This window comes from Serratia sp. 121840015-1 (genome assembly GCF_053627655.1).
The window spans coordinates 389,395-414,650 of sequence record NZ_JBSEYF010000002.1 but is presented as its reverse complement, the minus strand read 5'-3'; the positions used below and the strand labels follow the sequence as shown (position 1 = coordinate 414,650).

Here is a 25,256-nt window from a genome sequence, read left to right as displayed (position 1 = left end):
GAGAACAACATGTCACTACTTCACAAAGTCCGTCACCAGCGCCTGCGCAACTGGATCATCCTCGCCGTTGTTCTGCTGCTCGCCATCGCTATCGTTTCGCCGATGCAGCTCGGCGTCACGCTGTACAAACTGTCGCTGGTCTCTATCGCCGCCATCCTCGGTTATCACCTCGACCGCGCGCTATTCCCGTATGCCAGCCCCGGCAGCTACCTGATCGACGACTGGAAAGAGACCCAGGGTAAACCGCCGGTCCCCTCTGGCCGCAACGAGCCGGAGTTCCCTGTCGCGACCGGCTACGAGCTGGTGTTCGCCGCTGTATTGCTGCGCCGGGCGCTGATTGTCTCCGCCATCTGTATCGGCGTCACGATGGGGTTATAAGCATGAGATGCCTGCTCTCTTGCCTGTTTCTGCTGCTTAGCGCCTGTCATCCGGTGGCCGCGGCTATCCCTGAGGATGCCCGGCAATATCAGCGCGAACTGACCCGCAACGCCCGCGTAGTCTGGGGGCTGGATGCGCCGGTGGCGACATTCGCCGGTCAAATCCATCAGGAGTCGACCTGGCGTGCCACGGCAAAATCGCCCGTTGGGGCACTCGGTTTGGCGCAGTTTATGCCTGCGACAGCGGGCTGGATTGCGGGCATCTACCCCCAAAGCCTCGGCGACAATCAGCCCTTGAACCCGTCCTGGGCGATGCGGGCGCTGGTGACCTATGACCGTTGGCACTATGACCGTATCGCTGCAGCGACCGAATGCGACCGTTGGGCCTACGTCCTATCCGCCTATAACGGCGGGCTGGGTTGGGTGCAGCGTGACCGCAAGCTGGCTGCCTCGCGCGGCCTTGACGCCGGGCGCTACTGGAACGTAGTCGAGAACGTGAACGCCGGGCGCTCCGCCGCCAATTTCCGCGAGAATCGGGGCTACCCGACTCGTATCATTTACGCGTGGCAACCGCTCTATGAGCGGGCTGGCTGGGGCTCGGGGGTCTGCCATGACGATGAATAAATGGTCGCTGCTGGGATTGCTTATCGGGTTGGCCGCATCCATCTGGTACATCCGCAACGACTCATACAACGACGGTCTGGCCGCCGGTCGTCTGGAGTGCTCCCGAGGCCAGACTCAGCAAGCCGCCAACGCCCTCAACCAGTTCATTGCCGGTACTAAAGCGCTGACAGCCCAGGCCAATGCCGCCAGCCAGCAGTTGGCGCAGCAGATCGCCGACCGCGCGGCCGCCGATGACCAATCTACTCGGGAGATCCGCGATGCCCTCAAAAAAACCGCTGACCGTCGCGTTAATTGCGAGTTTGACGCTGACGTCATGCAGCAACTCACCGCCGCCCAGCAGCGTGCTGCTACCGCCACAACCAGCGGTATTGCCAGCAGAATTGGCGGTACGGTGCCCGCCACCGGTGCTGCCGAACGATAACAGTGCCGACGCCGCCGTCGTCGCGCTGAAAACGGTTTACGACCAGTACGGCCTGTGCGCAGGGCGTCTGGCAAACATAATTCAATGTATTCAAGGGGGTAGTTGTGGCAATTGATGAACTGCGTTTTGACTGGGCATTTCTGCAATGGGCAGTGATGGCCGTCGTCGGCGTATATACCTGGCTGATTGGCCGTCAATCGGCCAGCCAGAAAGAGCTGCTGGAGTTGCGCACCCGCATCACCACGCTGGAAGCGCAGGTGAAACAGGTACCGACCCAGTCGCAGATCACCGAACTCATCAGCAAGCTGAGCCGCGCTGAGGCGCAGATGCATGGGATGCAGGAGCAGATGGCCGCGACCTATCGTCGTACCGAGAACATCGAAGCCTATCTGTTGCAGAAGAAATAACGGAGGACATCATGAGTTTTGCCGACTTTCTGCGCGAAGACCAGCGCCTGGTCATGTTGCGCTTTCTGGCCGAGATGCCGAGCTACAGCTCCAACAGTTCGGTGATTTACCAGGCGTTGACGCGCTATGGCCATGCTCCGAGCCGTGACCAGGTCAAGACCGAGTTACGTTGGCTCGAGGAGCAAGGGTTGGTGCGTATCGACGATATCGAGACCGTGCTGGTCGCACGCCTCACCGAGCGCGGTGCCGATGTCGCTGCCGGTCGCGCCATTGTCCACGGTGTCAAACGCCCTGGCGCGGGAGGCTGAGATGGGCCGTAAATCGACCATTCACAAGTTGCCGACCGACGTTCGGGCGCATATCGAACGCCGCTTGCGTGAAGACCAGCTGACGCTGGATGAGCTGCTGGAGGATATTCGCCAGCATTTCCCTGATACGGGTGAAACCCCGAGTCGCAGCGCGCTGGGCCGCTATAAACAATCATTCGGCGAGATGGTCAGCCGCATGCGCGAGCAGGACCAGATGGCACGCCTGCTGGTGAGCGAGCTGGGCGAGAACCCGGACGACCGCGCGGGGGCGCTGATGGTTCAGGCCGTCACCACCTTGACCACCCATGCCGCATTCACAGCGCAGCAAGAAGCCGATCCGGATATCGATACCGTGCGTCACCTGGCACGCGCGGCTAAAGATGTTCTGCAGTCCCGTAAGGCCAGCCTCGACGAGCGTCGAGAAATTGAGCGCGCCGCCCGCGAGCGTCTGTTGAAAGAGCAGGAAGAGAACCTGCAGGAAACCGCCCGCGCCCAGGGCTTGAGCGAAGACCAGGTGCAGTTCTGGCGTGAGCGCGTATTGGGGATCAAGTGATGAAACCGTTAGCCTCCACGGTCCGTACCGTTGAATGGGACGAGTTACCCGCCCGCGCCCGTGACATCCCGTTTGCCTTCAACCCGTTCGAGGACGGTGTTTTGATGGCGCACCAGGCTGAATGCCTGAGTTATGACGTGTCCATTCTGGCTATCCCGAAAGGCCGTCGAACCGGCATCACGTTCGCCTGGGGGCTCAACTCCACGTTGATCGCCGGTGCGCAGAAAGCGGCTGGCGGCGATAACGTCTACTACATCGGCGACACCAAAGAGAAAGGCCTGGAGTTTATCGGCTACGTGGCCAAATTCGCCCGCGTGATTGCCGCACAGCAAGCACAAGAGGTATCGGCGATCGAGGAGTTCTTGTTCGAGGACCAGGACGACAAGGGCAACACCCGCATGATAACGGCCTACCGCGTGCGGTTCGCCAGCGGTTTTCAGGTGGCCGCGCTGTCCTCACGCCCGGCCAACATCCGTGGCCTGCAGGGTGTGGTCGTCATCGATGAGGCGGCATTCCACCAGGACGTTCAGGGCGTGCTGGATGCTGCAACTGCGTTGCTGATCTGGGGGGGACGTATCGTCATCATCAGTTCGCATAACGGCAAGAATAACCCGTTTAACCAGTTCTGTACCGACATTGAGGCCGGGCGCTATGGCAATGATGCGGCGGTGTTTACCGTCACGTTCGATGATGCCGTGGCCAACGGCCTCTACGAGCGTGTCTGTGCGATGAAAGGTGAGACCGCCACGATTGAGGGGAAGAAGGCGTGGTACAGCCGTATACGCAACGCCTATGGTCCGCGCAAAGCGGCGATGCGCGAGGAGCTCGATGCCATCCCGCGCGACGGAAACGGCGTATGTATTCCCGGCGTCTGGATCGAACGAGCAATGCCCGACGAGCGGCCAGTGCTGCGCCTGGCGCTGGATGACGATTTCATCAACAAGACTGAGGTTGAGCGCGAATCGTGGGGCAATGCCTGGATTGAAACGTACCTGCAGCCGGTCATGGCCAAGTGCCTGAACCCGCAACTGCGGCATGTGTTCGGTATGGACTTTGCCCGCCACCGCCACTTCTCGGTGATCTGGCCGATTGAAATCACCGAGCAGCTGCGCCGCGTCGTACCGTTCGCCATCGAACTGAACAATGTCCCGTCCGGCCTGCAGCAGCAAATCCTGTTCTGGTTCATCAAAAACCTGCCGCGCCAGTCTGGCGGTGCAATGGATGCTACCGGTCCCGGCATGGTGCTGGCCGAGTACACGGCAGACCATTTCGGCCGCCCGCGTATCGCCGAAATCACGCTGAACCGCAAATGGTACGGGGTATGGATGCCCAAGTTCACCGAGCTGTTCGAGGACAACATGATCGAGCTGCCGCGCGACGAGAACATCGCCCAGGATTTGCGGACGGTTGAGACCGTCGACGGCATTCAGATGGTGACTTCGCTGGAACGCAAAGACCTCAAAGACCCGGAACTGGTGCGCCACGGCGACTCGGCGATTGCCGGTTGCCTGGGTAACTATGCTGCGCTCAATCTGGCGGCGGAGATCGCTTTTGAATCTACCGGCGCACGACCGGTTTATCAGGTGCTGTCGGGCTATGGCTCCAGTGGCGGCGGTGAACTGACAGAAACTGGCTTCGGCACGGTGCGTGGCATGAATGATTTTGGAGGATTTATATGAGCCGTAAAAACCGACGCCGTCCAGGCCAGGCAACGCCTGCCATGCCGCGTCCGCAACTGGGTCAGGAGTTTGCGTCCACCGGCGACGGCCGCGACATTACCCGCCCGTGGGTCGGTGCGCTGGCGCTCGCAGAGGACAGCGTTCTGCAGAGTCGCGGAGCGCCAGACCTCAAAATTTACCGTGAGGTACTGAGCGACGAGGAGGTAAAGTCCGCGTTCACCCAGCGCCAGGATGCGTTGATCTCCCGCGAGATTAAGGTCGAAGCCGGTGGTGAACGGCCGATTGATATCGAAGCCGCCAAAGCAATGCGCCAGCAAATTGATAGTCTGGGCTTTGACCGCATCACCCGTCTGATGCACTACGGCGTGTTTTACGGCTATGCGGTTGCCGAACTGATTTACGGGGTCCGCGACAATCTGTTGTGGTTCGACGAGATCAAGGTCCGCGATCGTCGGCGCTTCCGCTTCAGCCCGACAGGCGAGCTGCGGTTGCTGACACCGCAGAATATGACAGTCGGTGAGGCGTGCCCGGCACCGTACTTCTGGTCGTTCGCGACCGGCGCTGACCACGACGACGAACCCTACGGTATGGGCCTGGCGCACTGGCTCTACTGGCCAACGTTCTTCAAACGTAACGACATCAAGTTCTGGCTGATCTTCCTGGACAAGTTCGGTATGCCGACCGTTGCGGGCAAGCACCCGGAGGGCGCAACACCGGAGCAGAAACGTAACCTGTTGGCGCTGACGCGCGCTATCTCCACAGACAGTGGCGTCATCATGCCGGAGGGCATGGCGATAGAAATGCTGGGCGCGTCGCGCTCGGGCGCTGCCGATTACCAGGCAATGTATAACGCCATGAATGAGGCCATCCGGCGGGTAGTGGTCGGGCAGATTTCCAGCTCCGGCGGCGCGTCAAAAGGCATCGGCGGCGACGAGTCTCTGCAGGACAAAATCCTCACGTCGATCGCCAAATCCGATGCGGATGTGATCTGCGAATCGTGGAACCGTGGTCCGGGCAGATGGCTGACCGAGTTCAATTTCCCCGGTGCTGCCGTACCGGTGGTCTCCCGCGTGTTTGATGATCCGGAAGACCTGGCCGCGCGAGCAGAGCGTGACAAAGCCGTCAGCGAAACCACCGGATTCCGTCCAACGCTGGCGAGCACCCAGGAAACCTATGGCGGCGAGTGGGAGCCGAAACCGGCCGTTGCCCCGGCGGTACCGGCGGCCAGGCCATCCAGTGCCGAGTTTGCCGAACATACGCATGGCCCGGACGCTCCGGCCGCAATGGCCGAACGGCTTAATCGTGAGTTAACCCCGGTGACCGACACCTGGATGGCACAGCTGCAGCAACTGGTTGATGATGCCGAGTCACTCGAGGCACTGCGCGATGGCCTGGATAAACTGCTGCCGGACATGGACCTGGAACAGTACGCCGAGGTGATGGCACAAGCGATGTCTGCTGCCGCGCTGGCGGGACGCTATGAACTGCTGGAGGAAATGAATGGCCGGTAATGTTGCCTACGGCTCGCTGCCGTTCCGCGAGCAGCTTGCCTTTTTCCGACATAAGCTCAACACCAAGACTGATGCCTGGACGGATGTTTACGGTGCCGAGCATGACAACGAGTTTATGGTGGCCGGTGCCAACCGCGACGATCTGCTGGCGGACTTTCGCCAGGCGATTGAACGCGCCATCGCCGAGGGGCGCACGCTGGCCGACTTCCGTAAGGACTTTGCCAGCATCGTCGCGCGTTACGGCTGGAGCTATAACGGTGGTTTTGAATGGCGCTCCCGCGTCATTTACGAAACCAATCTCCGGTCATCGTATATGGCAGGTCGCTATCAGCAGCTGATGGCCATGCGAGATTCTCACCCCTACTGGGAGTACGTCCACAGCGACGCCGTCGAGGAACCACGCGAAGAGCACCTGGCCTGGAACGGGATGGTGCTGCGCTGGGATGACCCGTGGTGGGTGACCCATTTCCCGATCAACGCCTGGGGGTGTCAGTGCGGCGTGATTGCCCGCACGGAAGATGATCTGACGCGAATGGGCAAAGACGGGCCGGACACTGCGCCGCCGGTGCGGTTTATCGAGCGGACTATCGGGCAGCGCAGCCCTGGCGGTCCCCGCACGGTCTTTGTGCCCGAGGGTATTGACCCCGGTTTTGAGCATACCCCCGGCCGCAGTAAATTTTTCAGCCAGGTGCCATCCCCGCGAGGCGGTGAACCAGCGGCACCGGAGCCGCAGGATGCTGCAACGGCCAGCGCTGAGATACCGTTGCCAGCGCCTCAACCCGCGCCAGCAGAGCCCTGGCGTGGGAATGCCATTGAGAGTTTCCTGCAGGCGTTTGGCGCGAGATCCAATACGCCAGCGGCGTTTCGTGATGCAGCGGGTCAACGCATTGCGATCGGGCCTGAGATGTTCGCCACTCGCGATGGCGAGGGTCAGATGGCTGAAGCTGCAGAACGTATGCAACTGCTCGCGCAGGCTATCCTGGCACCTGATGAGATATGGGCGCAGGTGGTTTGGTTACAGGCACTGCAGCGCGCGGTTGTACGCCGCCGTTATCTGGCACGCTTTACCCGAACTGGCCAGGCTGAACCGGTGGCGGTGGTATTCGAAACCGGTACCGATGGCTGGGCCGCCAGCACCGAATTGACGGGAGAGGCACTGCAGGCATTTCGCCAGGGCGTGCGCCTGTACTCGCGAGGAGATGAGTGATGGCCGGAGCCACGCTGACATTCGACTATCAGGATGCGCTCAATACGCTACTGCGCACCCAAGCGGCGCTGGCAGACCCTGCGCCTTTGCTGGCGGACATGGGCGAGAAACTGCTGGAGTTTCACCAGCAACGCTTTCGCGCGCAGGAGTCGCCAGACGGCACTCCGTGGCAGTCCCTGTCTGCCCGCTATCAAAAGCGCAAGCGCCGCAATCAAGACAAGGTGCTGACGCTGGATGGGCATTTGCGTAACACGCTGCGTTGGCAGATCAACGCCAATGAATTGCTGTTCGGTACCGACCGCATCTATGGTGCTGTTCACCAGTTCGGTGCGACGATTGAGATAGCAGCCCGAAGCCAACAGGCCTATTACCGACAGAAGAAAAACGGCGAGATCGACAACCGCTTTGTCCGCAAGTCGAAATCCAACTTCGCGCAGTGGCATACCATTCCGGCCCACCAGGTGACGATACCGGCGCGCCCTTGGCTGGGGGTGTCTGCCGAACAAGGCGAACGCCTGGTCGAACTGGCCCGGAATTACCTGCAGCGGTCGCTAAAACCGTGACCGCCGCAAACGCGCTGTAACGGCCTCTGCGCTGTTATCCGGCATGATGGTCCCAATTCGGTTGCCGAGCCGTATTATAATACGTTCTAATACGGCTATCGGCGCAGTTCCTCCCCCGCGCTAACCCCCAATAGTCATTTCCAACTCATAATTATCTGTCCGAGGGCAGATTACCCCCGCGCGTCATTCGCCCAAAATCACTCCGTAACGTTCTTTCCCGTCTACGGATGATAACGATGACCACCAAAACCTCGACCGCCACCATTGCCGTTTTTGCACCGGGCACCCATACCGCGATGGATGGGCGCACGATGACGTTCACTACCGAAGACTGTATCGATATGGCCAATAGCTATGATCCAAGTCTGTCGGAATCCCCCTTTGTGATCGGCCATCCGAAACTGACTGCCCCCTCCTACGGGTGGGCCAAACGGTTTGAGTTTCGTGACGGCTTTTTGTATGCCGAACCTCATCAGGTCAACCCGGCCTTTGCCGAGGCCTTCAATGCGGGCAGCTATAAAAAGCGCTCCTTGTCGTTCTACCAACCCAACTCACCCGGCAACCCGAAACCTGGCCATTTCTATCCACGCCACGTGGGCTTCCTGGGTGCCGTTCCACCAGGCGTAAAAGGTTTGCCGGATGCCGAGTTCACTGAGTTCGCTGAAGGAGCCGACGATGCGCCACTGGAATTCGCCATTCCCTGGGAAACCGAACTGCTGGTTGATCTGCTGCGCGGTGTGCGTGACTACATCGTTGAAAAAGACGGTGCCGAACGTGCCGACCTGCTGATGCCGCAGTGGCGTATTCGTTCTTTGGAAGAACTGGCAGCCAATGCTGCCGATGCTGAAAACAACTCAACCATTTCACCACTGGCATATGCCGAGGAGCTCGATGTGGACCCGAACAAGAAAAACACCGTTACGGCGGAGGCGCTCGCCAAGCGCGAGACAGAACTGGCAGAGCGTGAAGCCAAATTACGGAAAGAAGAAGCCGCTGCGAAAGAGCGCGAGGCGAAGGCACGTCGAGAAGCGATCGTCAGCTATGCCGATGGTCTGGTGAAAGCCGGTTCCATTCTGCCGCGCCAAAAAACGGGGGTGGTTGAGGTTCTGCTTAGCCTGGACAGCACGCCGCTGTCGTTTGCAGATGGTGACACTACGGTGAACAAAACCCCGGAAGAGTTGCTGCGTGATGTGCTGAACGAAAAGCCCAGGGTGGTCGACTTCAATGAGAAGTCCGGCGAAGAAGGCGACGTTCTGGACTTTGCCGACGTCAGTGCCGTGGCTGACGCCGCCAACGTCTACGTCGCCGAGCAGGCCAAGCTGGGGCGCACCGTTTCCATCACCGATGCAGTCAATCACGTTAAGAAAGGAGCGAAGCAATGAATATCCCAGTCCTGACGACGGCGCACAAAGTTGAAGCGGTTGTATTGCCTCGCCAGCTCGTCACGCACGGCACCGTTACCGATGAAATCGTGCCTGCTGCAGACGGCAGCAAACTCATCATCGGGGTCACCACCATCATCGGCAGCGCCATCGGTGAAGCCGCAGACGTGATCCGCTACGGTCTGGCTCCGGTCAAATATGGCGCTGACATCACTGCCGGACAACCGCTGACGGCAGATGCCGAAGGCCGTGCCGTTCCTGCAGCAGCCGGAAACTTCTATATCGGTTTTGCCGAATACGCCGGTGCGGAAGACGACCTCGGTTCAGTGTGGATTGCACCAGGTCAACTGGCGGCGGCCGCTGCGGGCGGTTAACCCGGCTTAGCCCGAATATTTTTCGCCGGGTAACACCGGCTCTATCCCTTTTTTGGAGAGTGACAGTATGTCAAAAGCACCGTTTCCGATTGACGCGCACCTGACGGCCATCGCCATCGCGTATCGCAACACCAGCATGATCGCCGATGAGGTTTTACCTCGTGTGCCGGTTGGCAAGGCTGAATTTAAATGGTGGGAGTATGACCTCGGCCAGGGTTTCACCGTGCCGAACACCAATGTGGGCCGTACCTCTCAACCCAATCAGGTTGAGTTTAACGCGGAAGAAAAAACCTCATCGACTAACGACTATGGCCTGGATGCACCGGTACCACAGTCCGATATCGATAATGCGCCGGCGAACTATGATCCGTTGGGACGAGCTGCAGAGCGTACCTCGGACCTGATTCTGCTCGATCGTGAAGTTCGCACCAGCCGTGAAGTATTCAGCGCAGCGAACTATGCCACCGGCAACAAAGAAACCCTGAGCGGTGACGACCAGTGGAACAACGACAAGAGCAAGCCGATCAAGAAAATTACCACCGCACTCGACAAGATGATCATGCGCCCGAACGTGGCCGTTTTGGGACGTACAACGGCAACCGCCTTACGTCAGAACCCATCGGTGGTGAAAGCCTATAACGGCACGATGGGGGAAGACGGTCTGGTGCCGCTGCAGTTCCTGCGCGACCTGCTTGAGCTGGAAGACATCCTGGTCGGCAGCGCGTTCGTCAATATCTCTCGCCCAGGTCAGAAGCCTGTTCTGGTGCGAGCCTGGGCAAACCACGCGTCATTTATCTACCGCAACAAGCTTGCCGACACTCAGGGCGGCGTCACCTTCGGGATGACTGCGCAGTTCGGCAGCCGCGTGTCGGGATCCATTCCCGATCCGGACATGGGGCTGCGTGGCGGTCAGCGGGTGCGCGTCGGTGAGTCGGTGCGCGAGCTGATTGTGGCCCCGGACTGCGGTTACTTCTTCCAGAACGCTGTCGCGGGGTGAGGAAACGAGTTATGGCCGTGACCTGGTATGTCCCACTGTCCGAGCTGGCTGAGCGCCCCGGTGCTGTTGAACTGTCTCAGTCAACTGCTGCAATGGGTAAGCCGCTGGCGCGTCCGGAAATTCTGGATGCGCTGTTGCGCGGCGAAGAGACCTCATCCTGGCCACCGGCCGAGGTCGAGGTTGCTCTGGCAGCGGTAGAAAAAATCGGTGATGCCGTGGAGGAAACTCAGGGGCTTATCGACGGCTACCTGCGCAAGCGCGGTTACAAACTGCCGCTGGCCAACGTGCCGTCGATCCTGACTGGCTGGGCGCGCGCTATCACCCGGTACAAGCTACATTCACATCGCGTTTCCGACGAGAAGACCGATCCGATTGTGCGCGACTACCGCGATGCGCTGAAGCTGCTGGAGCAAGTTGCGGCCGGTAAGTTCAGCTTGGGACTGGGTGATTCACTGCCCGCTGCCGGTGGCCCCCCGCAAATTACCGGGCCGGGCCGCACCTTCAGCATAGACTCGCTGCGGGACTACGGCAAATGAGCAGCGCACCGTTTGACATCAATCTGGTTGTCGCGCGATTGCAGGAGCTCGACCCACAGCCCTTCAGTCAAATCGGCACCATTGTCGAGTACAGCAAGGTCACCGACCTGTCGGGGTTTGCGATGCCCGGTGCCTATGTGCTGATGGGGCCAGAGCGCGGCGTTCCCGGCAACGGTAGCCGCGCCCAGGTGGCCGAAGCGGTGATCGGGATTGCGATCGCAGTACGCAACTACGGGTTGGGAGCCGAGGGATTGACCCATGAGGTCAATCCCCTTATCGGGCAGGTGCGTGACCAGTTGATCGGCTGGCGTCCTACGCTCGCCAGCACCACGGGACTGCAGTGGTTACGCGGCGATGTCCTGGATTTTGATGGCGGAACGCTGCTCTGGATGGACACGTTCCAGGTTCAACATGTGATCGGGGGCAGACGATGCCAGAAGTAAAACTCCTGCAGCAGCATACCCACGCGGGTAAGGCTGTTGCAGCCGGTGAAACCATCACCGTGACCGAGTCCGAAGCCAGATGGCTGAAGGCACAGAAAATCATCGAGGCTGTTTTGCCCGTCGTGAACAGCGACAACCAGAACGGCCGTCGCAATAGCAAAGTGGAGGCAGATAATGGGGCAGCTTGAAACCTATTACTACGGTCAGGGCAAGGTATTCCTCGCTCGCCGTTTACCGAACGGTCGCCCAGGCGCGTATCGCTGGATTGGCGACGTCTCCGCACTGGCGCTCGCGCTGACCGTGGAGAAGTTGTCGCACAAGGAGTCTTACTCCGGTCAACGCACCACGGCCCGCAGTTTCCCGACCAGCAAAGATGGCACAGTGACAAGCACCTGGCATGAGTTGTCGGCGGAAAACCTCGCATTGGTGCTGTACGGCGACCGCGTGGTTATCCCTGGCGGCAGCGTCACGGCGGAGTCGTTGCCAGCAGGCATCAAAGCCGGTGAACGTTTTGCGCTGGCGCATCAGCGCATCAGTGATGCGGTGATCGGCGAACTCGTCGAAGGGACTGATTACGAGTTGGACTACACCTACGGCGCAGTGACGTTCCTGAAGGACCAGACTGCTGCACCGTCCATTAACTACAAGTATGCCGGGGGCGTGAACACCACGTTGTTCACCTCGCACCCCGAAAACTATGCGTTGCGATTCGAGGGCATCAACCTGGCAGAAGGCGGTGCGGCAAAAATTCTGGAGCTGTACAAGCTGTCGTTCGACCCAGTCTCAACGCTGGCGCTGATCCAGGGCGATACCTCCCTGGCCGGGCTGGAAACCACTGCCAACGTGTTGTTCGACAATGTACAACCGAATGACCCGACCATCGGTAAATTCGGTCGTGTTATTGATGTTGCGGAGCCGGTGGAATGAGCCGCGAACCGCAACAGGCCGCAACCCCACAGGAGGATGACCTGTCCGTGTTGCTGTCCACCCGCGATATCACCATCGCAGGTCAACACCTCACCGTTCGCGAGTTCACCCTGGTGGATTCGCTGACGATGAATGAGGAGTTGAAGCCGGTGGTGGCCAGCCTGGCAGACGTCATGCAAAGCGAATGGCCCTCGTTCGAAGCCGTGCAAGACGTGCTGGCCGAGCATTCCGACGCGTTGCCGAAGTTGATCGCCTGTTGTATCAACAAGCCGGTCGAATGGGTCGCTACGTTGCCGGGCAGTGACGGCACTGCGCTGATGGACTGGTGGTGGACGGTGAACCGACGTTTTTTTATGAGCGCTGCCGTCCGTCAAATCACGCTGCGCGCAGCCAGGGAGAAACCGTCACTTTCGGCCGCATCTTCGCCACGCTCATCCGGGCAGGCCATAACCCAGACCGGCTCGGATACTACACCGCCCGCCAGCTGACGCTCTACTACAGGGAGGCGCTGGCCCTGCAGGCGCAGGACAGCATCGCCCGGATATTGGACGCCAATGCCGGTTTCGTCGGCGGGCAGAGCGCGACATCACGTATCAATGCCCTGAAGTGATCGGGGCAATTCCTTCTTTATATAGGGTGCTGTTATGGCTGCCGGAAACTCATCTCTCAACCTCGCCCTGCGTATCACCGCTGACCTCAACGAAGCCAAACAGGCAGTGGAGTCACTGACCGACGATATCAAAACGGCCGGTACGACCGCGCAAGCGAGCAATCAACAATGGCAGGCCACTACCGATGCCCAAGGAGCAGCGGCGGACGCCACCCGCAACAATGCTACGGCCCAACAATCACTCAATACTGAGCTGCAGAACTCGGTCCTCATGGCCCAACGTGCTGCCCGCAGCGCCGAGGAAGTGACCGCTGCGCAGAACGCGCAAAGCGCGCGCGGCCATGCATTGTATCAGCAGGAGCAGAAAGCCGCTCAGGCTCAGGAAGCAGCAGCCAAGGCGGCGGAAGCGCATGGCAAAGAAGTCGAGAAGTTGAAGAAAGACCTCGACAGCCTTCTTGGTAGCATTGATCCGACGGCAAAAGCATTGGGGAAGCTCGATGCTCAGGAGGCGCAGCTGCGCAAGTCCCGCAAGGCCGGGCTCATTGACGACGGTACGTTCAACGATTACCTGGGCAAGCTGGGTACACAGCGTGAAGCGATTGATCTCATCTCCGACGGCACTGAAAAACTCTCGTTAAATTCCAGGGCTGCTGGCCGAGAACTGCGTGTTCTCGCTCATCAGTTGGTGAATGGGAACTGGCGCGATGCCAGTAATAATATCCTGTCCCTGGGGAACCGCACCGGCATGTTGCCGCCGCTGTTCAGTGCGACCACGTTGGCGATCGGCGGCACAATTGGCGCTGTGGCCGGGGCCGGTGTGGTGGTAGCCAACGTGCTGCGCGACCAGGACGAATTCAATCACAGCATTCAGCTGACCGGTAACTACGCAGGGGTGACCGCAGGTCAGTTGGAGATGATGACGCAGGCCGGTGGCCAGCTCGGCAGCAACTACAGCCAGGTGCGTGACATCCTGAATGGCCTGGTCAGCAGCGGCAAATTTACCGGCGAGACGCTGGACACCGTTTCGCAGGCAGCCTCGGCGATGGCGCAGTTGACCGGCGACTCTGCCGATCAGGTGGTTGCACAGTTCGTCAAGATGACCGACAGCGTCTCAGACTGGGCGGTCAATAGCAGCGAGCAGTATCACTGGCTGGACTCCGAAACCTACCAGCGTATCCGCGCCCTGGAAGACCAGGGGCGCAAAGAGGATGCCATTGAGTTGGCGTCCCAGGCATACAAAAAAGCGGCGATTGAGCGCCTGGGTGAAATCGAGACCAAACTGAACTGGGTCGCCCGCGGCTGGAAGAACGTCAAAGATGCTGCCGCCGAGGCCTATGCGGGCCTGAAAAGCGGCACCAGTTCAGCGTTGAATCTTGATTCTCCAGAAGAAGCGCGAGCGAAAGAAATCCAGGACATTAAACAACGCCTAAATAGCGCGGGTAGTGAAATTGAAATAGCCACCCGAGGTGAGGGTTACGCTCGCCAAGTTAGTAACGATAAAAAACGTTTAGCTGCATTGGAGTCAGAAGCAGCAGCACAACAAAAAATTGCGGCAGAAGCGACTAAACGCCAACAAATAGAAGACAAGAGCAATGCGGCCTCTAAAGAGCTTGAAAAGACCTGGGCGAACAACCGCACAGCGGTAGAGAAAGAAGCTGATGCACTGGATTTGCTGAAAAAACGCTATACGGATATGTGGGCGGCTGCAGGTGGTCGAGAAAAATTGCGCGACCTGGGCGTATCCTCCTCAGATGGCCAAAATTTTTCCGGTGGCCAGTGGGATACCGATGTTAAAGCCCTTGATCAGTCCGGTAAGAAAGCTGAGCAATACAACAAGCAACTGCAGCAGACGCTGAACCAGAAAAAGGCGCTCACTCAATTGGCGCGCGTTGAGGCCGACATCAGCAATGGTTCGCTGAAAGATGCCAGCAAGGCCGAGCAAGATAAGGCACGTGCCCTCGCCAAACAAATTGACGCTCAGACGGCTGCCAATAAGTCAGCCAAGTCAGACGCCGCCGAGACGAAAAAATCCTTTAACGAGAACCAGCGCTTTGTCGAACAGCTGGAGAAACAGGCTTCCAAGCGTGTCGAGGGAGCTGCCGCTACGCGCGCCCAAGAAATCGCGACCCGCAATCTGACCGCCGAACAGCGTAAGCAGGCGGAGGCGGCGAACGCGGCCATCACCGCCCAGGAATTCAAAAACCAGAACCTGCAGCTCCAGCTGCAGTACATGCGCGACACCGGCGATACGGCCGGAGCCAGCTTACTGGAGACCCAATCCCGGTTCGCCGATATGCGCCGCGAGTTTGAGGCCAGCGGCAACACGAAGGGGCTCAGCCTGCTGGACCAGCTGCTGCCGGTGGCCGAGACCAAAATCCGCGTCGATGATCTGAAGAAGCAACTGGATGATCTGTTCGCCTACCAGGCCCAGCAGGAAACCAGTATCCAGACGCAAGTCCAGGGTGGCCTGCTGAATGAAATCCAGGGGCGCCAGCGGTTGGTCGAACTGCATCAGGAGGTCGGCGATAAGGTCAAGGGCTACCTGCCGCAGCTCAAAGAGATGGCCAACGCGCCAGGCGAAGCCGGTGAGAAAGTCCGCGACATGATCCGCCAGCTCGAGCTGCAGTTGGATAAGCTCAATCAGGCAGGTAATGAGCTGACGATCGCATTTCGTGACGGGCTGCAGAGCGGTATCGAGAGCTCGCTGATGGGGTTGGCCAAAGGCACCATGAGCCTGAGCGATGCGGTGAAGAATCTGGCGCTGACTATCATCAACAGCATGGCCCAAATTGCCGCGCAGCAGCTGGCGCAAATGGCCACTTCAAGCCTGGTCGGTTCGTCTGGCGGGATGGGCGGCGTGCTGGGCAGTTTGTTTGCGGCAGACGGTGGCCACATTCGCGGTCCTGGCACGACAACCAGCGACTCTATCCCCGCGATGCTGTCCGATTACGAGTTCGTCACCCGCGCTGCAGTCGTACAACAACCCGGTGCGCTGGATTTTCTGCATGACTTTAACCGCCACGGCATGGCGGCGCTGGAGGGGTATTTGCCACGCGCCCGGCATGCGACCGGCGGATTGGCCGGGTTACCCGCCCCCGTTGCAAGTGCACCGAGTTCGGTACCGGATACCTCGTTAGCGGGCCCATCAGCCGGACCGGCCATGTTGCAACCACTGCAGCAGACGCTGGTATTCGATGCTGCCGATGCGTTCGCCAAAGGGGTGGAGTCCGTTGAGGGGGGACGCAGTCTCATGACGGTCCTGCGCGCCAATGTTCCCACTCTCAAGCAGATGCTGGGGGTGAAGTGATGGCGGCATTATTTCCCTGGCTGATGGAGCCCGACTGGACCGGCGGCATCACCGAGACGCTCGAGTGGAAAACCGACGTATTACAGTCGCCGAGCGGTGCCGAGCAGCGCATTTCTCGCCGGTTGTCGCCGCGTCGTATGTTTGAGTTCGGCATCCTCGCGGGTGACGTTGATCGCCAGTGGCTGGAGAACGCGGTGTGGGAGGCTGGCGGCTGCACCTGGGCAATGCCGGTATTCCCGGACGTGACCGAGTTGCAGGCCTCGGTCACGGCCGGAGCCTCTCAACTGCAGGTTGATACGCGCGGCCGCGATTTTTCAGTGGGTGGAACGGTGTTGCTGAAAAATGCCGAGGCTATTGCATCACCTGCCGCGCTGGTGACCGTCAGCGCGATCGGAGCTGATTCGCTGACCCTGTCCCAGCCACTGGCAGCGGGCTGGCGGGCGGGTACAGCGGTGTACCCCGTGCGCCCTGCAGTGCTGACTGACCCTCCGTCGTTCACCCGCATCACAGGTGGCCTGGCCAGCGCCCAGGTGCGTTTTCGTATCGCCGAACATAACCCATTCTCGGCAGCAACCGGTCTCGCGCTGTACCGTGGCCATCCGGTGCTGGAACCGGAGGCTGACTGGTCGGAAAACCTGACCGGCGCATATCAGCGCCTGATGATCGAGCTGGATAACGGCAGCGGTATCCCGGCCCGCCTCGACACCGCACGCCGCCCGTTCTATCTGCAGCGCCACACCTGGTCGCTGATGGGCCGCAGCGAGCAATTTGCGCTGCGCCAGCTGATGTACCACCTGCGCGGCCGCCAGCGCGCGTTGTGGGTGCCGAGCCAGAATGACGATCTGACCCCGGCGGGTGCGTTGGCCGGGAACACATTGCCGGTGATCCGCTGCGGGCTCAGCGAGATGAGCGTCGTACCTGGGCGGCGTGATCTGCGCATCTTGCTGGCCGACGGCCGCACGCTGTACAGGCGTATGACCGGCGTGGCCATCAGCGGCCAGGCAGAACTGCTGGCGCTGGACGGCGAGTCGGTCACCGTCCCGCAGCGCCAAATCGCCAGCGTGTCATTTATGACGTTCGCCAGGCAAAACAATGATTCGGTTGCCTGGCAGCACACCACCGACGCTGACGGTTTCGCCAGCGTCACCACCTCATTTATAGGAGTCCGGGATGAGCTGGAGTGAGTACGAATATTCGGTGGCAAACGGCCAGCCGCTGACCCTGTACGAGTTTATTCGTGGCGGCGCGGTGCATTACCGCTACACCAACGCCGATCGCGACATTCATTTCGCCAATGTCGACTGGCAAGCAGTGGCCATCAGCGACAGCGGACTCAGCGCCGGGAACGGCGACGGCATGGATATCACCGTGCCTGCCAATAACGCCGTCGCCATGCTATTCCGTGGTGTTCCGCCCTCAAGCCCGGTGCGCATCCGCGTGTATCGGCTACATGCGGAAGATGCTGCAGCTGAGTTTCGCACGGTCTGGGTGGGTACGGTGACCGAGGCCAAGCGTGAGGCAATCGAACGCACCAAACTGATGACCTCCAGCCTGGCCAGCACGTTTTCCCGCGTCGGTCTGCGCCTGACTTACGGCCGCGCCTGCCCCTATGCGCTGTATGACCACAACTGCAAGGTTGATCCGCTGGCGTTCGGTGTCGGCGGGCTGGTCGTGATTGCGATGGATGGCGTCAGTATCACGGTCAATCTGCCCGAGGGCACGGCGTCCGAATGGTTCTCCGGCGGCTATGTTGAGTGGGCCGTGGATGGCGTCACCGAGCTGCGCGGCCTGCGGGCGCAAAACGGCAACCAGATGAATCTGTTCGGCGGCTCGGCCGGTTTCGCCGTTGGCCAGGTAGTGACGCTGTATCCGGGCTGCAACCGCACGATTGCCCAGTGCGACAGCAAATTCAGCAATCACCTGAACTACGGGGGGATGCCGCACATGCCGGGTAAATCCCCGTATCAAATCATCAAGCTGTTTTAGGAGGTCATCGTGTGGTTCGCCATCGCCAAATATGTCGCGGTTATCGTCGCGTCATACCTGGTCAACCAGGCACTGGCCCCTCGGCCGAAAAACAACACGCCGGAAGCGGCGACGGAAGAAAGTTGGCAGCTACCTCAGCCGACCGAAGGCACGCCTCAGTGTGTATTTTTCGGCGACTGCTGGACCGATGACTGGTTCGTGCTCGGTTACGGCAACTACCGCTATGACGCCATCAGAAAATAGGAGTGCATCATGAAAATCACGATGGAACATATCCGCGCCGGTGGCGGCTGTGCATGGGGACTGCGAACCTTCTTCTCTCGCTACCATCTGGACTTAGAGGCATTCCTCCGCGAGGGCGGCATCGACTCTGAAAAATTCCTGGCCACCGGGGATGCATTGGCAATAAACATCGTCCGCCTGGCGGAAAAAAACGAGGAGAATCAATAGATGGGTGGTGGCGGTAAAGGGTCAAAAAAAGTCACGGTTGGGTATCGCTACTCCTGGGACATCCACTCAGGGTTGGGACGTGGCCCAGTTAACGAGATCGTCGCAATCAGCGCCGATAAAAAGACCGTGTTCGCAGGCACTGAGGGGCAGCTTTCGGGAAATACTTCCGTTTACATCGACCAGCCAAACCTGTTTGGCGGCGAGGATACCGGCGGCGAAGGCGGTATCCAGGGCACGCTCGACGTGATGATGGGCGGTCCGGACCAGGTCCCCCCTCCGTCATTGCTCAAACTTCTGACCGGTCTGGTACCGGGCTTTCGCGGCGTGGTAACGACGTTTTTCTCTGGCCTGGTCAGTTGCTACAGCGCCAGCCCGAAGCCGTGGTCGTTTCGCGTGCGGCGCACAACCTCCGGGTGGGACAACAACATTGCCTGGTATCCGGAGAAAATGCGTATTCTGCTGGAGAACACCGTCGGCCAGCTCGATGACGAGTCGAAACTCTCCCCGGAGCAGGTCGCGAACCTGCGCCGTATTCACGCGATGAACCCGGCGCATATTTTGGTCGAATGCGCAACGAATCGGGATTGGGGGCGCGGTTTGTCGCTGGTCGATGATCTGGACCTCGACAGTTATCGTATTGCTGCTGATCGCCTCTACGACGAGCAGTTTGGTTTGTGCTTCCGTTATAACCGCCAGGACAGCCTGGACACCTTTGTACAGCAGGTGCTCGACCATATTGGCGCGGTGCAATATGGCGACCTCGAGACCGGCAAGATGGCGCTGAAGCTGTTGCGCGACGATTATGTGGTCGATGATCTGCCGCTGTTCACGTATGACAACGGCATCATCAGCGTCCAGGACGATGACAGCAGCAGCGCAGACACGGCACCGAATGAAGTGGTCGTGACCTATCATGATCCGGTCACCAACAGCGATGGCGAGGTCAAGGCGCAAAATCTGGGGGCGATTCAGGCCGTGGGGCTTATCAGCAGCACGGTCGAGTACCGTGCTATTCCGACCCATGACCTGGGTGCTCGCGTCGCGCAGCGCGATCTGGAAATGGGGACATCCGGGCTGACGCGGCTCGTGATCAACTTCGACCGGCGCGGCGGCATTCTGAAGCCAGGCGGCGTATTCCGTGTGAGCCTGCCCGACCGCAATATCGCGAATATGGTGTTGCGTGTTGGCCAGATCAGCGAAGGCGATGATGGTTCCCTGAAAATCACCGTGGTGCAGGACGTTTTCGGGCTACCGTCGACGTCCTACAGCACCGGTGAGCAGCCTGGTGGCTGGACGCCCCCCGACCAGGCGGCGCGGCCGGTGACGGATATGCAGCTGATTGAGTTGCCCTACGCGGTACTGGCTGGGACGCTCTCCGAGTCTGAACTGGCCTATGTCAAACCTGGTTCCGGGTTTGTCGGCATCATGGCCAGTGCGCCGACGTCGCTCTCCATCAACTATCAAATCCAAAGTCGCGCCGCCGGTGCCGGATTTGTCGATCGCAACCAGGGTGACTGGACGCCGTCCGGCAGTTTGCTGGCGGCCGTCGGTCCGCTGAATCGCACATTGCGCGTGGTGATGCCGTTCCCGCCTGCCGTAGGCGACGGCGCGATCGTGGGCAACGAGATAGTCCGAATTGACCAGGTTAATGTGTCTGCTGGCACCCTATCAGTGGGGCGGGCCTGTGCTGACACGCTGCCCGCTGAACATGCTGCAGGGACACCGATCCGATTCTACCGTGATGCCATCGAATCCGATGGCCAGGAGTACCTGGGCGGCGAGAACGTGGATGTGCGCCTGCTGACGCGGACCGGCACCGAGACGCTGGCCGCAAATTTGGCACCTGTTGGCAACATCACTATGGCCCAGCGCCAATATCGCCCGTACCTGCCAGGCAACATCCGGGTGAACGGTGTTCCGTATCCTGCCGAAGTGGCCCTAGCAGCGGGCTACACGCTGACGTTCGCACATCGTGACCGCGTGTTGCAGGCAGACCGGCTGATTGACTGCACAGAAGCCAGTATTGGCCCGGAGCCGGGGTCAAAGTACAGCGTGGCGCTGGTGCGTCAGGACACGTCAGAAACGGTCTGGACGCAGATATCAGATGGCAACACGGTCAAGCTACCGTACCACACCGATGGCGTGGATGCGGCTGTGCATATTCTGACGCTCAGTACCACACGCAACGGCACAGAATCACTGTATCACTACCAGTCCACGCTCCCGGCCGGGCGCTATATTCCGGTTCCATCACCGGTATCGGTGACCATCCCGGCATTGGAGGTCATTACCGGCGCTGACTGGCAAGCCGCGACGCCAGCGGATACCACCACCGGCGCGGTACCGGAGTTTATTGCGTTGGGAGAGGCGGCTGGAGCTACCGATGGCGCGGCACCTGCATTCGTTGCGCGTGGGCTGTCCATCCCGGCTGATGATATCGACTACCCTGCAGGGACCTGGCCTGACTCACCATATCTGTTTGGTGAGCATCAGGTGCTGATGTTGGCCAGTTATTCCCAAAGTTCGTTACTGACCGTGCTGGTGCTGGCCGGTGATGCCAGCGCGTTTGTGATTGAGTCCATCACGGGAACGTCAGCGCCGGTTGCCTGGTCAGCTGGAATTTATCGCGCCGCTGATGACATGACATTATTTACATCGTCCGGCGTTGTTTTGAACGAGGGCAAAATATCACTGACGCTGCGTGAACGGAGTACCGCCCCATGAATGAAACGTACTATTATGGCCAGGGTAAAGTTTATTTAGCGCGTCGTGATGAAAATGGTCGTCCCGGTGCATTCCGCTGGATAGGTGATGTATCAGCATTATCGGTAACGCTGGCGTTTGAACAAAAGACGTCTAAGTCGTCGCGAGGCGGAAAACTGGTTAATACACGACGTTACATGACGTCTCAATCAGGTGTTGTGACATCGACATGGCATAATTTTTCGGCTGAAAATTTGTCACTGCTGTTGAATTCCAATGTGGTCCGTAATTATCCGAGAGTTATAGAAAAAGAAGTGTTGCCGCAAAAAATATCGGCTGGCGACCGTATTGCATTGTCCCACCAAAATGTTTGGGGAGTTGAAATTAATGGCATGGTTGAGGGGCGTGATTACAGTGTTGATGCCTCCTGGGGAATGATTAATTTCATATCAACTCCCGTTCATCAGCCTATTAGCGTTGACTATGCGCATGCCAATAGCTCAAGCATTTCGATCTTTTCGGATAACCGGGATGAGTTTGTGTTTCGTTATGAAAGCATCAATCTGGCAGAGTCAAATCAGCACATGCTTGTTGAGCTTTTTCGGCTTTCATTTGAACCACTGACGACCCTGCAACTTATTAACAATGACTCATCGATAGGAGGCGTCGATACGGCGGCTGAAATAATGTATGACATGTCTCGTCATGACGACCCGATTTTAGGTCGATTTGGGCGAGTAACAATAATCGAGACGTTAAGTGGTATTACGCATAACGGCGCTATTAATCACAACGGTGTTTATACCCACGGGGGGCAATAACGTGGCCAAGACATTACCAGAATCACCCGTTTGGGTAGATGGCATTTTCCAGTTAGAAATGACCACGCCTGTGCTCGGTGGGGATAACGGCCCGGACAACTGGCAGGCTCAGCAGTTGGCCAGCCGTACGTCATATCTGAAGCAATATGTTGACAGCTATCAGGCGGGCGAGTCTCCACTGCGTTCGCTGGATTATGCTCAGCAATTAATTAATGAAGGGCGCATACCCGAAGGCGCGAAATTTTCCGTTCGCAGCAGCGATCCACTAATTTGGAGTATCGAGGGTCAGAACGTATCGGGCACCGCAGTATTATTACCGAAAGACTTGCCCAGCGGCGCATATGTAAAAACAGTCTCAGACCGGATACAAGAAGTTGACTCTGGTAACGAGCCGACATTTTCATCGATTGATTTTGCCGGTTTTCCTCATATCGCGTATATCGACGGCGTTTTCGCGACGCCGGAATTTGATGTTTTCACGGTGCCATATCCGGGGCAATATAGCGTGGATAAAAACTTTTTTGCTGTGGCTGCTGGTGCAGGTTCATCGTCATCCTCTCAACCTGACTGGTTGCAGGAAACTATTAATTCCCTGGAGCAGCTGGCTGAACAAAGCCGCTGGATGTTGGCATCGGTTGGAAATACTGTTGTCAGCCTGGTGGCTAATTACATTCATTTCATTTATTACGGCCAGTCACTGCAAAACGGCACTGAAGCCTACCCGCGCCTGAGCCGCACGCAGTTTATCGACAGCCTGATGTTCGGTGACTCCGTGATGCCCAAATCGCCGACGGCCCCCGAATTTGTACCGCGTAACGGGGCCGCGCTGAAACCGCTGATTGCCACCTGCTGTGACGCACAGGGTAACCTGCTGACGGACGAACAAGTCGCCGCAGCTGCACCTGGCACGATTATTTACGGCGAGTCCCCCGCAGAGGGCTTTACAAACTCACTGCGCCGTAAATACCTCGACTATTTCGGTAAGGCCTCAGACCCGGAACGTGTATTTGTCGCCAGTGCTGCCGGTGTCGGTGGCCGAACAGTGGCACAGCTGAGCAAAAATGCGAACCCAAACCTCTATCAGCGCTTTGTAGATGCGATGCAGGGGGTAAAAGCTATTGCTGATGCCGAGGGAAAAAGTTATCAGGTCGGGGCAGTGGTTTATATTCAGGGTGAGAACGATTATCCCAATACCAGTAAAGCGGCATTTAAAGCAGCCACTATTCAATTGTTGAATGATATGCAGACCGACCGCATCGCGTATTTGCCAGATAATCGCAAATTCCCAATATTGACCGTGCAAACAGGCGCGTCGTATACCCGTGATGATAAGGATATGTCCGTAGGTATGGCGCAGCTGGAAATTGATGATGAACTGGATTTTGTTTTTATGGTCGGGCCGTATTACCCCTATACCAATAAACCCAGCGGGCATTTAGATGCGAATGGCACAAGGAACCTGGGCGAAAAAATTACCGAGGTAGGTTTCCGCGTTTCTGTACTGAAGCAAAGCTGGAAATGCGTCAAACTCATTAAAGCCGTTCGGCGCGGTAAAGATGTTCTGCTCGCGAAGCATGTCCCCGTGCCTCCGCTGCAGTTCAAGGCACCGCGCGTGGGGTATGTTGAACAGTCCTATGCTGACAAGGGATACAGCGCGTTAGACCGCGTTGGTGGAATTGATACCCCCATCGCTATTGTCAGTGTCGAAATTAAACGTACCTCTGTCATTCACCTGGTACTGGAACGAGAGCCTATCGGCGAATTGATTATTCGTTATGCCGATAAGACGAATCACGATGGCAACGGGATGGTGTGCGATTCCAGCCAGGGGTTGAGTCTGACTGAATACACCTACCTTGCAGACAGTGGCATGTATCCAGAAGCCAACATTCCCGAACTGGTCAATAAACCCTATGGGCTTGAGAACTGGTCAACCGCATATCAAACCACTCCGGAGGTTATTTAAATGGGCATTGCAACACGCGATAAATCCAGCGATTTAAGCAACGATAAAAACGCGTTTATCGTTCCCCCGGTATTTCCGGGGTTGCTGGCCTGGGCATACCTGGGTGGGTCAATTGAGAAATCCATCCGCAACCTGGCATTTGGACAACCTGGTTTTACCACCGTGGGTAATCCGGAAGTCCACCCCAACTTCCTGCGGTTCAAGGGAGGAAGTGATTTTCTGCGCACCAGCGTTTTCCAGCGTCGCAATCACACCATTTTCTGCGTGGTACGTTCAAACGACACATTCGCCGACCCTGAGCACACACCGATGTTTATCGGCACCTTCAGCGGGCAGAACGTCGAGCTACCGGCCAAGGTTTCGCACGGATTCTCGCTGTTTATCGTCAAGAACGACCCCGGCGCACCGATGGGCAAAATGACCGCCCAGGCCGGGGTGTTTGACCCGAATGCGCCAGATACAACCAAGCCTCTTTCCGTGAATATCGTGAAAGACGTTTCGGTGTTCTCATTGATTTCACTCACCTGCTCAGATACGCATGTGTCGGTGCGAGACTGGACGACAGGACAGACGGCCATCAACCCGTTCCCCACCGGCTTTATCCCAGGCCTGTCAAATCGCGCATTTGCTGTCGGCGGCCCGGCGCTAGAGACTCAAAATCTGCAAGGCACGAATGACGTGGCAGCATTTACGATTTATGAGGGTGTGATGACGGAAGGTCAGCAAGCGCTGACTGCTGCGCGATTTAGGACGTACTGTGATGGGGTAGGTATTCTGCTGTAATACCAATGGCCGAGTTCACTCTCGGCCATTGCATTTATGTAATTCCGCTTCACATAGTGAAAATATTTCCACCTCAATTTATCTCGCATATTCCCGCGCATTTATCGCGCCGCGCATCAGCTGCAGATCGATTCCGGCCTGGGCGACAAGCTGTGGTACGCGGGGATTATTCTCGGCCTGTCGGTCATCTGGTGGCCGCTGCTGGTGTTCCTGATCCAGAGCGGGCCGGTGCGTCGCGGGTTGGAAAAGACCCAGAAGATCGTCGACAAGCTGCTGGGCGGTATGCTGATCGCCTTGGGCATCAAGGTCGCACTGAGCTAA

28 protein-coding genes and 1 pseudogene are annotated in these 25,256 nt (G+C 58.4%); all 29 read left to right on the top strand.

Annotation, left to right across the window (positions count from 1 at the left end):
* Positions 1-9 precede the first annotated feature (9 nt).
* Complete coding sequence (locus ACUXAC_RS15385; RefSeq protein ID WP_041033426.1) at positions 10-378, top strand: putative holin; 369 nt, start codon at positions 10-12, stop codon at positions 376-378.
* Positions 379-380: 2 nt separating this feature from the next.
* A complete protein-coding gene (locus ACUXAC_RS15380) occupies positions 381-1,001 on the top strand; it encodes a transglycosylase SLT domain-containing protein (RefSeq protein ID WP_454266770.1) in 621 nt (206 codons plus the stop codon).
* Entirely contained in the window at positions 988-1,422 is a 435-nt protein-coding gene (locus ACUXAC_RS15375) for a hypothetical protein (RefSeq protein ID WP_454266782.1), read from the top strand. Before ACUXAC_RS15380 ends, ACUXAC_RS15375 begins: the two co-directional genes overlap by 14 nt.
* Complete coding sequence (locus ACUXAC_RS15370; protein ID WP_439305396.1) at positions 1,343-1,537, top strand: hypothetical protein; 195 nt, start codon at positions 1,343-1,345, stop codon at positions 1,535-1,537. The genes ACUXAC_RS15375 and ACUXAC_RS15370 overlap by 80 nt, the downstream gene beginning before the upstream one ends.
* Positions 1,527-1,829, top strand: a complete 303-nt coding sequence (locus ACUXAC_RS15365; protein WP_041033422.1) for a DUF2730 family protein — start codon at positions 1,527-1,529, stop codon at positions 1,827-1,829. Before ACUXAC_RS15370 ends, ACUXAC_RS15365 begins: the two co-directional genes overlap by 11 nt.
* Positions 1,830-1,840: 11 nt before the next feature.
* Positions 1,841-2,137, top strand: coding sequence for a VpaChn25_0724 family phage protein (locus ACUXAC_RS15360; protein ID WP_041033421.1), 297 nt, complete (start codon positions 1,841-1,843; stop codon positions 2,135-2,137).
* Between the two features lies 1 nt (position 2,138).
* Entirely contained in the window at positions 2,139-2,690 is a 552-nt protein-coding gene (locus tag ACUXAC_RS15355; RefSeq protein ID WP_454266769.1) for a phage protein Gp27 family protein, read from the top strand.
* Positions 2,690-4,369 carry a hypothetical protein gene (locus tag ACUXAC_RS15350; protein WP_454266768.1) on the top strand — a complete coding sequence of 560 codons (1,680 nt, stop codon included), beginning with the start codon at positions 2,690-2,692 and terminating at the stop codon, positions 4,367-4,369. The genes ACUXAC_RS15355 and ACUXAC_RS15350 overlap by 1 nt, the downstream gene beginning before the upstream one ends.
* On the top strand, positions 4,366-5,880 hold the full coding sequence (locus ACUXAC_RS15345) for a DUF935 domain-containing protein (protein WP_454266767.1): 1,515 nt from the start codon (positions 4,366-4,368) through the stop codon (positions 5,878-5,880). Before ACUXAC_RS15350 ends, ACUXAC_RS15345 begins: the two co-directional genes overlap by 4 nt.
* Positions 5,870-7,087 carry a PBECR2 nuclease fold domain-containing protein gene (locus ACUXAC_RS15340; RefSeq protein ID WP_454266766.1) on the top strand — a complete coding sequence of 406 codons (1,218 nt, stop codon included), beginning with the start codon at positions 5,870-5,872 and terminating at the stop codon, positions 7,085-7,087. Before ACUXAC_RS15345 ends, ACUXAC_RS15340 begins: the two co-directional genes overlap by 11 nt.
* Positions 7,087-7,650, top strand: a complete 564-nt coding sequence (locus ACUXAC_RS15335) for a phage virion morphogenesis protein (protein WP_223915212.1) — start codon at positions 7,087-7,089, stop codon at positions 7,648-7,650. The genes ACUXAC_RS15340 and ACUXAC_RS15335 overlap by 1 nt, the downstream gene beginning before the upstream one ends.
* 236 nt (positions 7,651-7,886) lie before the next feature.
* Entirely contained in the window at positions 7,887-9,032 is a 1,146-nt protein-coding gene (locus ACUXAC_RS15330; RefSeq protein WP_454266765.1) for a hypothetical protein, read from the top strand.
* A complete protein-coding gene (locus tag ACUXAC_RS15325; RefSeq protein WP_041033410.1) occupies positions 9,029-9,406 on the top strand; it encodes a capsid cement protein in 378 nt (125 codons plus the stop codon). The genes ACUXAC_RS15330 and ACUXAC_RS15325 overlap by 4 nt, the downstream gene beginning before the upstream one ends.
* A 67-nt stretch (positions 9,407-9,473) precedes the next feature.
* Positions 9,474-10,403, top strand: a complete 930-nt coding sequence (locus ACUXAC_RS15320) for a major capsid protein (RefSeq protein WP_060446688.1) — start codon at positions 9,474-9,476, stop codon at positions 10,401-10,403.
* Positions 10,400-10,939 carry a gp436 family protein gene (locus ACUXAC_RS15315; RefSeq protein WP_454266764.1) on the top strand — a complete coding sequence of 180 codons (540 nt, stop codon included), beginning with the start codon at positions 10,400-10,402 and terminating at the stop codon, positions 10,937-10,939. The genes ACUXAC_RS15320 and ACUXAC_RS15315 overlap by 4 nt, the downstream gene beginning before the upstream one ends.
* On the top strand, positions 10,936-11,382 hold the full coding sequence (locus ACUXAC_RS15310; protein ID WP_041033404.1) for a phage tail terminator protein: 447 nt from the start codon (positions 10,936-10,938) through the stop codon (positions 11,380-11,382). Before ACUXAC_RS15315 ends, ACUXAC_RS15310 begins: the two co-directional genes overlap by 4 nt.
* The gene (locus ACUXAC_RS15305; protein ID WP_041033402.1) at positions 11,370-11,570 is read left to right on the top strand and encodes a DUF7210 family protein; all 201 of its coding nucleotides are present in this window, start codon (positions 11,370-11,372) and stop codon (positions 11,568-11,570) included. The genes ACUXAC_RS15310 and ACUXAC_RS15305 overlap by 13 nt, the downstream gene beginning before the upstream one ends.
* On the top strand, positions 11,557-12,309 hold the full coding sequence (locus ACUXAC_RS15300; protein WP_454266763.1) for a phage tail tube protein: 753 nt from the start codon (positions 11,557-11,559) through the stop codon (positions 12,307-12,309). Before ACUXAC_RS15305 ends, ACUXAC_RS15300 begins: the two co-directional genes overlap by 14 nt.
* Complete coding sequence (locus ACUXAC_RS15295; RefSeq protein WP_454266762.1) at positions 12,306-12,797, top strand: DUF6631 family protein; 492 nt, start codon at positions 12,306-12,308, stop codon at positions 12,795-12,797. Before ACUXAC_RS15300 ends, ACUXAC_RS15295 begins: the two co-directional genes overlap by 4 nt.
* Positions 12,798-12,953: 156 nt before the next feature.
* Entirely contained in the window at positions 12,954-16,226 is a 3,273-nt protein-coding gene (locus tag ACUXAC_RS15290; protein WP_439069124.1) for a phage tail length tape measure family protein, read from the top strand.
* A complete protein-coding gene (locus tag ACUXAC_RS15285; RefSeq protein ID WP_454266761.1) occupies positions 16,226-17,410 on the top strand; it encodes a hypothetical protein in 1,185 nt (394 codons plus the stop codon). The genes ACUXAC_RS15290 and ACUXAC_RS15285 overlap by 1 nt, the downstream gene beginning before the upstream one ends.
* On the top strand, positions 17,397-18,212 hold the full coding sequence (locus ACUXAC_RS15280) for a phage BR0599 family protein (RefSeq protein ID WP_454266760.1): 816 nt from the start codon (positions 17,397-17,399) through the stop codon (positions 18,210-18,212). Before ACUXAC_RS15285 ends, ACUXAC_RS15280 begins: the two co-directional genes overlap by 14 nt.
* A gap of 9 nt (positions 18,213-18,221) precedes the next feature.
* On the top strand, positions 18,222-18,455 hold the full coding sequence (locus tag ACUXAC_RS15275) for a hypothetical protein (protein ID WP_454266759.1): 234 nt from the start codon (positions 18,222-18,224) through the stop codon (positions 18,453-18,455).
* Between the two features lie 9 nt (positions 18,456-18,464).
* Positions 18,465-18,662: a hypothetical protein gene (locus tag ACUXAC_RS15270; RefSeq protein ID WP_454266758.1), complete on the top strand. Its 198-nt coding sequence runs from the start codon at positions 18,465-18,467 to the stop codon at positions 18,660-18,662.
* The gene (locus ACUXAC_RS15265; RefSeq protein ID WP_454266757.1) at positions 18,663-21,386 is read left to right on the top strand and encodes a hypothetical protein; all 2,724 of its coding nucleotides are present in this window, start codon (positions 18,663-18,665) and stop codon (positions 21,384-21,386) included.
* Positions 21,383-22,186, top strand: coding sequence for a phage tail tube protein (locus ACUXAC_RS15260; RefSeq protein WP_439069128.1), 804 nt, complete (start codon positions 21,383-21,385; stop codon positions 22,184-22,186). Before ACUXAC_RS15265 ends, ACUXAC_RS15260 begins: the two co-directional genes overlap by 4 nt.
* A 1-nt stretch (position 22,187) precedes the next feature.
* Positions 22,188-24,152 (top strand): sialate O-acetylesterase, encoded by a 1,965-nt coding sequence (locus ACUXAC_RS15255; RefSeq protein ID WP_439069129.1) that lies wholly within the window; start codon positions 22,188-22,190, stop codon positions 24,150-24,152.
* Positions 24,153-24,935, top strand: coding sequence for a hypothetical protein (locus ACUXAC_RS15250; protein WP_454266756.1), 783 nt, complete (start codon positions 24,153-24,155; stop codon positions 24,933-24,935).
* A 120-nt stretch (positions 24,936-25,055) separates the two neighbouring features.
* Positions 25,056-25,256 (top strand): annotated as a pseudogene (locus ACUXAC_RS15245) (LysE family translocator); the annotation flags it as partial.

Coding starts and splice junctions, on each gene's coding strand:
- ACUXAC_RS15260 (WP_439069128.1), top strand. CDS start 21,383: ATGAATGAAACGTACTATTATGGCCAGGGTAAAGTTTATTTAGCGCGT.
- ACUXAC_RS15355 (WP_454266769.1), top strand. CDS start 2,139: ATGGGCCGTAAATCGACCATTCACAAGTTGCCGACCGACGTTCGGGCG.
- ACUXAC_RS15295 (WP_454266762.1), top strand. CDS start 12,306: ATGAGCCGCGAACCGCAACAGGCCGCAACCCCACAGGAGGATGACCTG.
- ACUXAC_RS15380 (WP_454266770.1), top strand. CDS start 381: ATGAGATGCCTGCTCTCTTGCCTGTTTCTGCTGCTTAGCGCCTGTCAT.
- ACUXAC_RS15270 (WP_454266758.1), top strand. CDS start 18,465: ATGAAAATCACGATGGAACATATCCGCGCCGGTGGCGGCTGTGCATGG.
- ACUXAC_RS15290 (WP_439069124.1), top strand. CDS start 12,954: ATGGCTGCCGGAAACTCATCTCTCAACCTCGCCCTGCGTATCACCGCT.
- ACUXAC_RS15350 (WP_454266768.1), top strand. CDS start 2,690: ATGAAACCGTTAGCCTCCACGGTCCGTACCGTTGAATGGGACGAGTTA.
- ACUXAC_RS15375 (WP_454266782.1), top strand. CDS start 988: ATGACGATGAATAAATGGTCGCTGCTGGGATTGCTTATCGGGTTGGCC.
- ACUXAC_RS15305 (WP_041033402.1), top strand. CDS start 11,370: ATGCCAGAAGTAAAACTCCTGCAGCAGCATACCCACGCGGGTAAGGCT.
- ACUXAC_RS15385 (WP_041033426.1), top strand. CDS start 10: ATGTCACTACTTCACAAAGTCCGTCACCAGCGCCTGCGCAACTGGATC.
- ACUXAC_RS15335 (WP_223915212.1), top strand. CDS start 7,087: ATGGCCGGAGCCACGCTGACATTCGACTATCAGGATGCGCTCAATACG.
- ACUXAC_RS15320 (WP_060446688.1), top strand. CDS start 9,474: ATGTCAAAAGCACCGTTTCCGATTGACGCGCACCTGACGGCCATCGCC.
- ACUXAC_RS15325 (WP_041033410.1), top strand. CDS start 9,029: ATGAATATCCCAGTCCTGACGACGGCGCACAAAGTTGAAGCGGTTGTA.
- ACUXAC_RS15250 (WP_454266756.1), top strand. CDS start 24,153: ATGGGCATTGCAACACGCGATAAATCCAGCGATTTAAGCAACGATAAA.
- ACUXAC_RS15310 (WP_041033404.1), top strand. CDS start 10,936: ATGAGCAGCGCACCGTTTGACATCAATCTGGTTGTCGCGCGATTGCAG.
- ACUXAC_RS15330 (WP_454266765.1), top strand. CDS start 7,887: ATGACCACCAAAACCTCGACCGCCACCATTGCCGTTTTTGCACCGGGC.
- ACUXAC_RS15265 (WP_454266757.1), top strand. CDS start 18,663: ATGGGTGGTGGCGGTAAAGGGTCAAAAAAAGTCACGGTTGGGTATCGC.
- ACUXAC_RS15345 (WP_454266767.1), top strand. CDS start 4,366: ATGAGCCGTAAAAACCGACGCCGTCCAGGCCAGGCAACGCCTGCCATG.
- ACUXAC_RS15285 (WP_454266761.1), top strand. CDS start 16,226: ATGGCGGCATTATTTCCCTGGCTGATGGAGCCCGACTGGACCGGCGGC.
- ACUXAC_RS15340 (WP_454266766.1), top strand. CDS start 5,870: ATGGCCGGTAATGTTGCCTACGGCTCGCTGCCGTTCCGCGAGCAGCTT.
- ACUXAC_RS15300 (WP_454266763.1), top strand. CDS start 11,557: ATGGGGCAGCTTGAAACCTATTACTACGGTCAGGGCAAGGTATTCCTC.
- ACUXAC_RS15360 (WP_041033421.1), top strand. CDS start 1,841: ATGAGTTTTGCCGACTTTCTGCGCGAAGACCAGCGCCTGGTCATGTTG.
- ACUXAC_RS15280 (WP_454266760.1), top strand. CDS start 17,397: ATGAGCTGGAGTGAGTACGAATATTCGGTGGCAAACGGCCAGCCGCTG.